The organism is Erwinia sp. MYb375 (assembly GCF_037479175.1).
Classification (GTDB): domain Bacteria; phylum Pseudomonadota; class Gammaproteobacteria; order Enterobacterales; family Enterobacteriaceae; genus Erwinia; species Erwinia rhapontici.
The window spans coordinates 955,313-968,023 of the sequence record NZ_JBBGZS010000023.1 but is presented as its reverse complement, the minus strand read 5'-3'; the positions used below and the strand labels follow the sequence as shown (position 1 = coordinate 968,023).

Sequence of the window (12,711 nt, the reverse complement as noted above, 5' to 3'; positions counted from 1 at the left end):
GCTACGCGCTTCCAGAGATGGTGGTGGGGGAAGGATTCGAACCTTCGAAGTCGATGACGGCAGATTTACAGTCTGCTCCCTTTGGCCGCTCGGGAACCCCACCACTGGCCTGATTACTGTGCTTGTTAAGCGGGGCGCATCATATCAAATGAAGTGATGCTGTAAAGCCCCGTTTTGCATTAAACAGCGTGTTTGCCGGTTTTTTGCCCGGGATGCTGTTTTGTCAGACAAAACAGCATCATCCGGCTCACAAAATGATGGTGCGGTTGCCGTAAACAAACACGCGCTGGGCCAGTACCTGGTAGAGAGCACGGCTCAGGGCATTTTTCTCAACGTCACGACCCGCCCGCATCATATCTTCGGCGGTGTAGGTGTGATCAACATGGATCACGTCCTGCATAATGATCGGGCCTTCATCCAGATTGTCATTCACGTAGTGCGCCGTTGCACCAATGATCTTCACACCGCGCTCATAGGCCTGATGATAAGGACGCGCACCGATAAAGGCCGGCAAGAATGAGTGGTGGATATTGATAATCTGATTTGGATAACGCTGCACAAAGCCCGGCGTCAGCACGCGCATATATTTTGCCAGCACAACATAATCAGGCTGATAGCGGTCAATTTCCGCAGCCATATTATTATCATGCTCTTCACGGGTTAAGCCTTCATGGCTGACCAGAACGAAGGGAATGTCAAAACGCTCAACCAGCGTGCGCAGCGTGTCATGGTTACCAATCACAGCGGCAATTTCGACATCCAGACCACCGTAGGCGCTTTTCATCAGCAGGTCGCCCAGGCAGTGCGCTTCTTTCGTCACCAGAATGACAATTCGGCGACGACCGGCGGGTTGCAGCTCACGCACGGATCCAACAGGCAGGGCGCTGTCGAGATCGGCCAACAGCGTACTGTCGTTAAAGATGCCTTCCAGCTCAGTGCGCATAAAGAAGCGACCGGTGCGGTGATCAACAAACTCATTGTTTTGCACAATGTTCAGTTCGTGTTTGTAGCAAATATTGGTGATTTTCGCGATCAACCCTTTAGCATCAGGGCAGATAGTGCGTAGAACTTTACGTTGCAGTGTTTGCGCTTGCATTGCGATGGTAATCCTGTCGATACAAAAGGGAAATCCGGGTCACGACTGACCACAGCATTTCTTGTATTTTTTGCCAGAGCCACAAGGGCACCGGTCATTACGCCCGATTGGCGGGAAAGTTCCGTCAATATAGTACCAGCGTTGTTCCTCACGAAGAAAGCGCGAACGTTCATGAATAAAACTTTCACGCCCATTTTCCGTCAATCGGGCAAAAAATGTCACATAACCCTGGGGTTTATCCGGCAATATTTCACTGCTAAGAATGGTTAATCCCCGCCAGTGAGTGTGAGCATAGCTCTCTTCAATGCTGGTTGAGAACCGCTCTGCGTGGCACGACGGATGCCAGGTTGCCACCAGATAAGCCGTATCATGTTTCACATAAGCACTATAGCGCGAGCGCATCAGGCTTTCTGGCGTGGCAGGGAGAGCGTTCCCGTTTAGATACGATTCGCAACATAGGCTATACTGCAATCCGCTACCGCACGGACAATGTTCAGACACGTTGACTCCGGAAGTTTTATAACAGGTAAGAAGATTTTCAGGCGTAATGATAACCGGGCAGACGCGGTGATGCCATTTTGTTCGTTGAGCACTGGCCAGAGGTGGAATGAGAAAAGTAAAAATCGGGCTTGCGTTGGGATCGGGAGCAGCCAAAGGATGGGCGCATATTGGTGTGATTAATGCCCTTGAACGCGCCGGGATTCGCATTGACGTGGTAGCAGGATGCTCCGTTGGCGCGCTGGTGGGCGCAGCCTATGCCACTCAGCGCCTGCCGCTGATGGAACGCTGGGTGCGTTCTTTCAGCTACTGGCAGGTCATTCGCCTGATGGATTTCTCCTGGCAGCGTGGCGGATTAATCCGTGGCGAACGCGTCTTCAGTCATGTCCGTAGTGTGATCAACTGCGACACTATCCAGCAGTGCGACATGCCTTTTGGTGCCGTAGCGACGAACCTCAGCACCGGGCGCGAGCTGTGGCTGACGGAAGGTGATCTGCATCAGGCCGTACGTGCTTCCTGCAGTATGCCAGGCTTACTGGCACCAGTGAGCTGGAATGGCTACTGGCTGGTGGATGGTGCGGTCGTCAATCCTGTCCCTATCTCTCTGACGCGCGCGCTGGGAGCAGATATCGTTATTGCGGTCGACCTTCAGCATGACGCACATCTTATGCAGCAGGAACTTTTCTCCGTAACGCCAGAATCGGATGGCGATACTCACTTACCTGTGCCAGACAGTTGGAGCGGTAGACTGCGCCAGCGTATCGGGCGCATCACGTCGCGTAAAATGCACTATACGCCCGGTGCGATGGAAATCATGTCCACCTCTATTCAGGTTCTGGAAAACCGGCTTAAGCGTAATCGCATGGCAGGGGATCCTCCTGATGTACTGATACAACCACTCTGTCCGCAAATCTCCACTCTGGATTTTCACCGGGCAGAGGAAGCGATTGAAGCGGGGAGATTATCCGTTGAGAAAAAAATGGACGAACTGTTACCGCTGGTGCGTGACAGACAATAGCGTGGTCGATTAAGCATGCTACTTCAGGCAATTCTGAGAGGCGCAAAAGGCGTTTATAGACCACTATTGAGGTATCTGTCATGCAGGGGGACACAATGGAAAAACCATTAAGCGGAAAACATATTCTCATCGTCGAGGACGAAGTCGTTTTCCGGTCCCTGCTGGATAATTTCCTCACCGCGTTAGGCGCTATTGTCAGTCTGGCGGATGACGGTGTCCATGCTCTTGAAACTATGGCGCATTCGCTTCCTGACCTGATGATTTGTGACCTCGCTATGCCGCGCATGGGCGGCATTCAGCTGGTTGAGCATGTGCGTAGCAAGGGCGGAACACTGCCCATTCTCGTTATCTCAGCCACGGAGAACATGTCGGACATTGCGCATGTTCTCCGTCTGGGCGTGCAGGATGTCCTGCTAAAGCCGGTAAAAGACCTCGGACGCCTGCGCGAAGCCGTTTTTGAATGTCTCTATCCCTCTATGTTCACCTCTAAAGTAGAAGAAGATGAACAGCTGTTTCAGGACTGGGACGCGCTGGTCAGCGATCCGAAGGCTGCCGCAAAACTGTTGAAAGAACTGCAACCCCCCGTGCAACAGACGATTGCCCACTGCCGGGTGAACTATCGTCAGCTCACCATGGCCGAACAGCCAGGACTGGTGCTGGATGTCGCGGCACTGTCAGAGAAAGATCTGGCTTTCTACTGTCTGGATGTCACCCGGGCAGGCGACAACGGGGTACTGGCTGCCTTGTTATTGCGGGCACTGTTTAATGGCTTGTTGCAGGAACAGTTATCAGGGCAAGGACCGCGTTTACCCGAATTGGGTGCATTACTTAAACAGGTCAATCTTTTATTGCGTCAGGCCAACCTGAAAGGGCAATTTCCGTTGCTGGTTGGCTATTACCACCAGGGTTTAAAGAACCTGATCCTGGTTTCTGCTGGTTTAAACGCCACTCTCAATGTTCATCCTCACCAAATCCAGTTGAGCAACGGTGTCCCTCTTGGCACGCTCGGTGGTACACATCTTAATCAAATCAGCCAGCGTTGTGATGCCTGGCAATGTCAGGTATGGGGCGCCGGAGGGCGGCTGCGCCTGATGTTGTCTACAGAATGACCACCCCGTGACTATTTTCATCTGGCCCTGGCAGACAGGGCCAGAGATAAGCTTTACACTTGGGTAATAGTCTTAATTTACGCTGAAATGGTTTAACCAGGATAAATCCGCGTGGGTTCAACTGGTATACTCACTTCGTTTTTTAACTCGACATATCAAGTAATAACTTGAACGGCCTAAAGAGAGGTACTTTGATGTCTGCCTATAAGTCCAAAGTAAAAAAAGCGGTTATCCCGGTTGCTGGTTTGGGAACGCGTATGTTACCTGCCACAAAAGCGATTCCAAAAGAGATGCTGCCGCTGGTTGATAAGCCGCTGATTCAGTATGTCGTAAACGAATGTATCGCCGCAGGAATTAATGAAATTGTGCTGGTTACGCACTCTTCCAAAAACTCCATCGAAAACCACTTCGACACCAGTTTTGAGCTGGAAGCGATGCTGGAAAAACGTGTTAAGCGTCAGTTGCTGGAAGAGATTCAGTCCATCTGCCCTCCGCACGTCACCATCATGCAGGTCCGTCAGGGTCTGGCAAAAGGCCTGGGCCACGCCGTCATGTGTGCCTGGCCGGTGATTGGTAATGAGCCTGTTGCAGTGATCCTGCCCGATGTGATTATCGACGAATACGAATCTGACCTGTCTAAAGAAAACCTGGCAGAGATGATGAAGCGCTTCGACGAAACCGGTCACAGCCAGATCATGGTTGAGCCGGTCGCGGACGTAACGGCCTATGGCGTTGTTGATTGCCAGGGCGCAGAGCTGAAGCCAGGCGACAGCGCACCGATGGTCGGTGTGGTTGAGAAGCCAAAAGCGGACAAAGCACCTTCCAACCTCGCGGTTGTAGGTCGCTACATTCTGTCTGCGGATATCTGGCCACTGCTGGCGAAAACCCCTCCAGGTGCGGGTGATGAAATCCAGTTGACGGATTCTATCGCTATGCTGATGGAGAAAGAGACCGTAGAAGCTTACCACCTGAAAGGTGTGAGCCACGACTGTGGTAACAAACTGGGCTACATGCAGGCTTTCGTTGAGTACGGTGTGCGTCACAACACACTGGGCAGCGATTTTAAAGCCTGGCTGGAAACCACCGTCGGTAATAAAAAGTAAGTTTAATTTCTAACCGGGACAATTCAATGAAAGTCACCGTATTTGGTATCGGCTATGTTGGTCTGGTTCAGGCTGCAGTTCTGGCCGAAGTCGGACATGACGTTCTTTGCATCGATGTCGACGAGAACAAAGTCGAGAATCTGAAGAAAGGGATCATTCCTATATTTGAACCGGGCCTGACGCCGCTGGTTATGCAGAACTATGAGGCGGGTCGCCTGAAGTTCTCCACGAACGCTGAAGATGGCGTCAACCATGGTGTTATGCAGTTTATCGCTGTTGGTACGCCTCCGGATGAAGATGGTTCGGCTGACCTGAAATATGTTACAGCGGTTGCGCGTACCATCGCGCAGCACATGAAAGACCACAAAGTGGTGCTGGACAAGTCAACCGTGCCAGTGGGTACGGCTGACCGTGTGCGTCAGGTCATGGAAGAAACCCTGAAAGGGCGCGGCGCTTCGCTGACCTTTGATGTGGTCTCTAACCCTGAATTCCTGAAAGAAGGTGCGGCAGTCAGCGACTGTATGCGCCCGGAACGTATCGTTATCGGTACGGATAATGATGAGGTCGTCGAGCTGCTGCGTGAGCTGTACGAGCCGTTCAACCGTAATCACGATCGTATGATCCTGATGGATATTCGTAGTGCTGAACTGACCAAGTATGCAGCAAACTGCATGCTGGCGACTAAAATCAGCTTTATGAACGAAATCTCCAACCTCGCCGAGCGCCTGGGTGCAGATGTTGAAAAAGTCCGTCAGGGAATTGGTTCTGATTCACGCATTGGCTACTCGTTCATCTATCCGGGCTGCGGTTACGGTGGTTCCTGCTTCCCGAAAGATGTGCAGGCACTGATCCGTACTGCTGAGCAGATTGGCTATACGCCACGTCTGTTGAAAGCCGTGGAAGATGTTAACGACTCGCAGAAAAATAAGCTGCCAACGTTTATCAAGCGTCATTTTGGTGAAAATTTGCAGGGCAAAACCTTTGCCGTGTGGGGGCTGTCATTTAAGCCAAACACCGATGATATGCGTGAAGCCTCCAGTCGTGTTCTGATGGAAGCATTATGGCAGGCAGGGGCAACGGTTCAGGCCTTTGATCCAGAAGCCATGGACGAAGCACAGCGCATCTATGGTCACCGCAGCGATCTGAAGCTGATGGGAACCAAAGAAGCGGCACTTCAGGGAGCAGATGGCCTGGTTATCTGTACTGAATGGCAAAACTTCCGTGCGCCTGATTTTGATGTGATTAAAAATGCTCTGAAAGAACCCGTGATTTTTGATGGTCGTAACCTGTATGATCCAGAAAGAATCAGCAAACGCGGTTTTGTTTATTATGCAATCGGCCGCGGAGCATCTCTACAAATTGCATAATTAAACGAGGGTAGTATGAAATATCTGGTCACCGGCGCAGCAGGCTTTATTGGCTTTCATGTCACGCAACGTTTGCTTGCCGCCGGTCACCAGGTTGTCGGCCTCGACAACCTGAATGATTATTATGATGTTAATCTCAAGACAGCACGTCTTGATCTGATTAATACTCACCCCGAATTCACCTTTGTGAAAGGCGATCTTGCCGACCGTGAAGGGATTGCCGAATTGTTCCTTAACCAGGGCTTCCAGCGCGTTATCCACCTTGCCGCACAGGCAGGTGTGCGTTACTCACTGGAAAACCCGCTGGCCTACGCAGACGCTAACCTGATTGGCCATCTTAATATTCTGGAAGGGTGCCGTCACAATAAAGTGGAACATCTGCTGTATGCTTCTTCCAGTTCAGTCTATGGCCTCAATCGTAAAATGCCATTCTCGACGGATGACTCCGTTGACCATCCTGTATCGCTGTATGCGGCGACCAAGAAGGCGAATGAGCTGATGTCGCATACCTATTCTCATCTGTACGGTATTCCCACTACGGGCCTGCGCTTCTTTACGGTATATGGTCCCTGGGGGCGTCCGGATATGGCGCTGTTTAAGTTTACCCGCGCTATTCTTGCGGGTGAAAAAATCGACGTTTATAACCACGGACAGATGCGTCGCGATTTTACCTATATTGACGATATTGCCGAGGCGGTTGTACGCCTGCAGGACGTCATTCCGCACGCAGATAAAGACTGGACGGTGGAAAGTGGCAGCCCGGCAACCAGCTCTGCACCGTACCGGGTATATAATATCGGCAACAGCCAGCCTGTGACGCTGATGGCGTATATTGAAGCGCTGGAAAAAGCACTGGGGCAGGTAGCTGAGAAAAATATGTTACCGATGCAGCCCGGTGATGTGATGGAAACCAGTGCCGATACCACAGCTTTATATCAGGTTATCGGCTTTAAGCCGAAAACGTCGGTAGAAGAGGGTGTGGCGAGCTTTGTCGACTGGTACAAAGGCTTCTACCCGGTTTAATTTGGGTTTGCGTAACTAAAGAAAAAGGAAGCCATCGGCTTCCTTTTTTTATCCGTGCCCGGTGATAACGACTAAAAATAGGACCAAAAAAACCCCATTTAATTATGGGGTAGTAGAAAAGGACCCTGAGCAGAATTACAGAAGAAAGTCTTCCAGCTTTTTGCCTTGCTCTTCAATGGCTTTTTTGATAACTGCTGGAGTACGACCCTGACCTGTCCAGGTTTTGCTTTCGCCATTCTCATCGATGTAAGAATATTTAGCAGGACGTGCAGCGCGTTTAGCTTTACCTGGTGCTTTAGCCGCGGCCAGAGTAGACAGTAATTCATTTGGATCAATACCGTCAGCGATCAGCATATCGCGGTATTGCTGAAGTTTACGTGTACGTTCTTCAACTTCTGCCTGCGCCTGGTTATCTTCATCGCGACGTTCATTCACGACAACTTCCAGTTTTTCGAGCATTTCTTCCAGAGTTTCCAGGCTACATTCTCTTGCCTGAGCACGCAGTGTACGGATGTTGTTCAGAATTTTAAGTGCTTCGCTCATTGTCCAATTCTCTAAATTATATTGATAGGGATGTTTCTGCCTGATAATAATAGTGTTCGCCATTCGGAACTGCAATAGTTAATTTTGTAAGAAAGCTGAATGAGCTAATAAAGCATAATGTTGAGTTAAAAAATGAGAGCCAAAATATGATGTGCTAGCTAAATAATACGCTTTTTAGTCGATGATTGCACAGATGGAACACTCTCTCGTTAACATTTGTTAATTGTTAAACCCTGCACGGACTGTGCGATACATACCACTTTGCTACTATTTACCCCCTGGTTATTACATGTGGCAGGGCGTGAACAACCGTGTTTATGTTACACTCCGGCCATCTTAAGTGACATTCGGAGCGGAGCTCATGGCTCAACTTTATTTCTATTACTCGGCCATGAACGCCGGTAAGTCAACGGCATTGCTGCAGTCCTCATATAACTATCATGAGCGCGGCATGCGCACGCTGGTGTATACCGCAGAGATTGATAATCGCTTTGGGGCGGCCCGGGTGAGTTCACGTATTGGGCTTTCTTCTCCGGCTAAATTGTATAATAACAGCACGTCGCTGTTTAGTGAGATAAACGCAGAGCATGAGATCGAACCGGTTCACTGTGTGCTTGTGGATGAAAGTCAGTTTTTGACACGCGATCAGGTGAAAGCATTATCTGATGTTGTTGATAATTTAGATATACCTGTACTTTGTTATGGTTTGCGTACAGATTTTCGCGGGGAGTTATTTATCGGCAGTCAGTATCTGCTGGCCTGGTCAGATAAACTGGTTGAATTAAAAACCATCTGCCACTGTGGCAGGAAAGCCAGCATGGTATTGCGTCTTAATGAAACAGGAAAGCCCTTTAAAGAAGGGGCTCAGGTAGAGATTGGCGGCAATGAGCGTTACGTTTCAGTGTGTCGTAAACACTACTATGAAGCGCTGGACAGTGGCTCTTTGGTGGCTATCTATGGACATCGTCATTCTGAAGACAATGCCTGACAGTATTCTTTTACGTTAAAGGTTTAGGTAGTACGCGTTATTCCGTTTATAAGCATTGCTTACTATTCTATGCCCCTTTATGTATAAAAAAACCCGCCAGATGGCGGGTTTTTTTGTGTCACGATGGATTTAACGTTTCACTTTACGTTCTGTTTTCTTAACGTCGGCGGCAGAATCAGTCGCTGTTACCGCTTCGGCCAAATTGGCGAAGGGCTCAACAAAGTCACGGCCGTAGAAGCTATCCAGCATAATCTGTTTCAACTCAGCAATGAGCGGATAACGTGGGTTAGCGCCGGTACACTGGTCATCGAAAGCATCATCAGCCAGTTTGTCGACTTTTGCCAGGAAGTCTGCTTCCTGGACGCCCGCTTCGCGGATGGATTTAGGAATGCCCAGTTCCGCTTTCATGCCATCCAGCCAGACCAGCAGTTTTTCGATTTTCTGTGCAGTACGGTCGCCCGGTGCGCTGAGACGCAGGTGATCGGCGATTTCTGCGTAACGACGACGCGCCTGAGGACGGTCATACTGACTGAACGCGGTCTGTTTGGTTGGGTTGTCGTTGGCGTTATAGCGGATGACGTTGCAAATCAACAGTGAGTTCGCCAGACCGTGTGGGATGTGGAATTCAGAACCCAGTTTATGGGCCATTGAGTGACAAACCCCAAGGAAGGCGTTGGCAAAGGCGATACCTGCAATGGTCGCGGCGTTGTGAACGCGCTCACGTGCTACCGGGTTTTTTGCCCCTTCGTTGTAACTGGCTGGCAGGTTTTCCTGCAGCAGTTTTAACGCCTGAAGCGCCTGGCCGTCAGAGTATTCGTTAGCCAGCACGGAAACGTAGGCTTCCAGTGCGTGGGTCACGGCATCCAGTCCACCGAAGGCGCACAGGGATTTCGGCATATCCATCACCAGATTGGCATCGACAATCGCCATGTCCGGGGTCAGCGCATAGTCTGCCAGTGGGTATTTCTGGCCTGTAGCATCGTCGGTAACAACCGCAAACGGTGTCACTTCTGAGCCAGTCCCTGAGGTGGTGGTCACCGCGATCATTTTCGCTTTCACGCCCATTTTCGGGAACTTGTAGATACGTTTACGGATATCCATAAAGCGCAGCGCCAGTTCTTCGAAAGAGGTTTCAGGGTGTTCGTACATGACCCACATGATTTTCGCTGCATCCATCGGTGAACCACCGCCCAGGGCGATAATGACGTCAGGTTTGAACGAAAGCATCTGCTCAGCACCTTTGCGCACGATACTCAGCGTTGGGTCGGCTTCCACTTCGAAGAACACTTCGGTTTCAACGCCACGTGCTTTCAACACGTTAACGACCTGGTCTGCATAGCCGTTGTTAAACAGGAAGCGGTCGGTCACGATAAAGGCGCGTTTCGCCCCATCGGTAGCCACTTCGTCCAGAGCAATAGGCAGTGAACCGCGGCGGAAGTAGATAGACTTAGGAAGCTTGTGCCACAACATATTCTCTGCTCGCTTGGCCACGGTTTTCTTGTTGATCAGATGTTTTGGTCCGACGTTTTCAGAAATCGAGTTACCACCCCATGAGCCGCAGCCCAGCGTCAGTGATGGGGCGAGTTTGAAGTTGTACAGGTCACCGATGCCCCCTTGAGAAGCTGGGGTGTTAATCAGAATACGTGCGGTCTTCATTTTGTCGCCGAAGTAGTTCACACGTTCACGTTCGTTATCCTGGTCGGTATACAGGCAAGAGGTATGGCCGATACCGCCCATTGCCACCAGTTTTTCTGCTTTGCTTACTGCGTCATTGAAATCTTTGGCACGGTACATGGCCAGGGTCGGAGACAGTTTTTCGTGAGCAAAAGGCTCGGACTCATCGACCAGTTTCACTTCACCAATCAGAATCTTGGTAGTGCCCGGAACGGTGATGCCGGCCATTTCTGCAATTTTCACCGCAGGCTGTCCAACGATGGCAGCATTCAGTGCGCCATTTTTCAGGATGATGTCCTGAACGGCTTTCAGCTCTTTGCCCTGCAACATATAGCCGCCGTGGCTGGCGAAGCGTTCACGAACGGCTTCATAAGCGCTGTCGACAACAATAACGGATTGCTCAGACGCACAGATAACGCCGTTATCGAAGGTTTTTGACATCAGAATAGAAGCAACGGCACGTTTAATATCCGCCGTTTCATCGATCACAACAGGGGTATTACCTGCGCCAACACCGATGGCAGGTTTACCCGAACTGTAGGCCGCTTTCACCATACCCGGACCGCCGGTTGCCAGAATCAGGTTAATATCCGGGTGATGCATCAGCTGATTGGACAGTTCAACAGAAGGGACATCAATCCAGCCGATGATATCTTTCGGGGCACCCGCAGCAATGGCGGCCTGCAACACGATATCTGCGGCTTTATTCGTGGCGTTTTTAGCACGTGGATGTGGCGAGAAGATGATCCCATTACGGGTCTTAAGGCTGATCAGTGCTTTAAAGATAGCGGTAGAGGTTGGGTTAGTCGTTGGAACGATACCGCAGATAATGCCGGTGGGTTCTGCGATAGTGATCGTACCGAAGGTGTCATCGGTGGCGAGAATACCGCAGGTCTTTTCGTCTTTGTAGGCATTATAGATGTATTCGGAAGCGAAGTGGTTTTTGATCACTTTATCTTCAACGATGCCCATGCCAGATTCGGCAACGGCCATTTTAGCCAGTGGGATGCGGGCATCTGCTGCAGCAAGCGCAGCGGCCCGGAAGATTTTGTCTACTTGTTCTTGGGTGAAGTTGGCATATTCACGCTGTGCTTGTTTAACACGTTCAACCAGTGCATTAAGTTCAGCGATATTAGTAACGGCCATGGGGCTCTCCTGAAAGTTAAACTCTATTAGTAAACAAGTCAGAACTAGCAATTATAGTCATGTCGGGGAACACTGCCCGTCAGGGCTTGCCGAATGGCTAAAAACGTTCTAATAGGTTTACTAAAAGAGTCTGTGGTACAGGTCATTACAGACCCCTTTCGGTACGTTATCACTTCCCTTTGATGTCCTTGAGCATAGCGGTTGTGCAGGGGCGAAAACATGATTTAGATCATTAATTATGTAAGCTGATACCATTCAGCTGTAGGAATAATCTGTTCTGAAGCAAAGTGCTTTGTTACGCAAAAAAGCTGCGCATTTTTGTTTTTTATTGTGCTGGAATGTGATTCTCAGGCAGTCAGAATCGCTGGGTTTATGTCGATAATTTGGTGTGATATTCCAGTCTTCAGGGGATAGTCATTATCGGCAATTTCCATTACATTAGCCGCCATCAACCGTCCCCCTACAGGAGCGCATGTGAATCCTGCACTTTTAGATCTCTCTGGCTATATCAAATTTTTCGTTGGTCTGTTTGCACTGGTCAACCCCATTGGGATCATTCCGGTGTTTATCAGTATGACCAGCTACCAGATTCCGGCAGCCAGGAATAAAACCAATCTGACGGCCAATCTGTCCGTGGCGATTATCCTGTGGACAGCGCTGTTTCTCGGAGACGGCATCCTGCATATTTTTGGTATTTCGATTGATTCTTTCCGTATTGCGGGCGGCATTCTGGTGGTCACTATCGCGATGTCGATGATCAGTGGCAAGCTGGGTGAGGACAAACAGAACAAGCAGGAGAAGTCAGAAAGCGCTAACCGTGAAAGTATTGGCGTCGTACCGCTGGCGCTGCCGCTGATGGCCGGGCCAGGGGCTATCAGCTCAACCATTGTCTGGAGCACCCGCTACCATAGCTGGCAAAACTTACTGGGCTTTACCCTGGCGATTGCGTTGTTTGCTTTTTGCTGTTGGCTGTTATTCCGCGCCGCCCCTTTGATGGTCAGAGTGCTGGGGCAAACGGGTATAAATGTCGTCACACGTATTATGGGCTTACTATTGATGGCGCTGGGGATTGAATTTGTCGTCACAGGCATTCGGGCACTGTTTCCCGGGCTCACAAATTAACCCGGTTAAAATTCTGAATTGGTG

11 protein-coding genes and 1 tRNA gene are annotated in these 12,711 nt (G+C 50.2%); 7 read left to right on the top strand and 5 right to left on the bottom strand.

Annotated features, from left to right (window positions below; genetic code table 11):
• Positions 1-18: 18 nt before the first annotated feature.
• The 3 genes from WH279_RS17390 to WH279_RS17380 form a co-directional block, all read right to left on the bottom strand.
• Positions 19-103 (bottom strand) — tRNA-Tyr (locus WH279_RS17390).
• A 144-nt stretch (positions 104-247) separates the two neighbouring features.
• On the bottom strand, positions 248-1,096 hold the full coding sequence (purU, locus tag WH279_RS17385; RefSeq protein ID WP_133841868.1) for a formyltetrahydrofolate deformylase: 849 nt from the start codon (positions 1,094-1,096) through the stop codon (positions 248-250).
• 39 nt (positions 1,097-1,135) lie between these two features.
• Positions 1,136-1,597: a YchJ family protein gene (locus WH279_RS17380; RefSeq protein WP_339457861.1), complete on the bottom strand. Its 462-nt coding sequence runs from the start codon at positions 1,595-1,597 to the stop codon at positions 1,136-1,138.
• A 106-nt stretch (positions 1,598-1,703) separates the two neighbouring features.
• On the opposite strand from WH279_RS17380, the gene rssA reads away from it, so the two are divergent.
• The 5 genes from rssA to WH279_RS17355 all read left to right on the top strand — a co-directional run bounded on the left by rssA (position 1,704) and on the right by WH279_RS17355 (position 7,214).
• Positions 1,704-2,612 carry a patatin-like phospholipase RssA gene (gene rssA, locus WH279_RS17375; protein WP_339457860.1) on the top strand — a complete coding sequence of 303 codons (909 nt, stop codon included), beginning with the start codon at positions 1,704-1,706 and terminating at the stop codon, positions 2,610-2,612.
• A gap of 95 nt (positions 2,613-2,707) precedes the next feature.
• Complete coding sequence (gene rssB / locus WH279_RS17370; RefSeq protein WP_339457859.1) at positions 2,708-3,721, top strand: two-component system response regulator RssB; 1,014 nt, start codon at positions 2,708-2,710, stop codon at positions 3,719-3,721.
• Positions 3,722-3,915: 194 nt separating this feature from the next.
• Positions 3,916-4,824, top strand: a complete 909-nt coding sequence (gene galU / locus WH279_RS17365; RefSeq protein ID WP_133841872.1) for a UTP--glucose-1-phosphate uridylyltransferase GalU — start codon at positions 3,916-3,918, stop codon at positions 4,822-4,824.
• 26 nt (positions 4,825-4,850) lie between these two features.
• A complete protein-coding gene (locus WH279_RS17360; protein WP_339457858.1) occupies positions 4,851-6,191 on the top strand; it encodes a UDP-glucose dehydrogenase family protein in 1,341 nt (446 codons plus the stop codon).
• Between the two features lie 15 nt (positions 6,192-6,206).
• Positions 6,207-7,214 carry an NAD-dependent epimerase gene (locus tag WH279_RS17355; protein WP_339457857.1) on the top strand — a complete coding sequence of 336 codons (1,008 nt, stop codon included), beginning with the start codon at positions 6,207-6,209 and terminating at the stop codon, positions 7,212-7,214.
• Positions 7,215-7,349: 135 nt separating this feature from the next.
• Here WH279_RS17355 and hns read toward each other — a convergent pair whose 3' ends face one another.
• Positions 7,350-7,757: a histone-like nucleoid-structuring protein H-NS gene (gene hns / locus WH279_RS17350; protein WP_133842144.1), complete on the bottom strand. Its 408-nt coding sequence runs from the start codon at positions 7,755-7,757 to the stop codon at positions 7,350-7,352.
• A gap of 361 nt (positions 7,758-8,118) precedes the next feature.
• Here hns and tdk point away from each other — a divergent pair, with 361 nt between their 5' ends.
• Entirely contained in the window at positions 8,119-8,745 is a 627-nt protein-coding gene (gene tdk / locus WH279_RS17345; RefSeq protein ID WP_339457856.1) for a thymidine kinase, read from the top strand.
• A 129-nt stretch (positions 8,746-8,874) separates the two neighbouring features.
• Here the strand turns inward: tdk and adhE are convergent, their stop codons facing one another.
• The gene (adhE, locus tag WH279_RS17340) at positions 8,875-11,565 is read right to left on the bottom strand and encodes a bifunctional acetaldehyde-CoA/alcohol dehydrogenase (RefSeq protein ID WP_133841875.1); all 2,691 of its coding nucleotides are present in this window, start codon (positions 11,563-11,565) and stop codon (positions 8,875-8,877) included.
• 474 nt (positions 11,566-12,039) lie between these two features.
• Here adhE and WH279_RS17335 point away from each other — a divergent pair, with 474 nt between their 5' ends.
• Positions 12,040-12,687, top strand: coding sequence for a YchE family NAAT transporter (locus tag WH279_RS17335; protein ID WP_133841876.1), 648 nt, complete (start codon positions 12,040-12,042; stop codon positions 12,685-12,687).
• Positions 12,688-12,711: the final 24 nt, after the last annotated feature.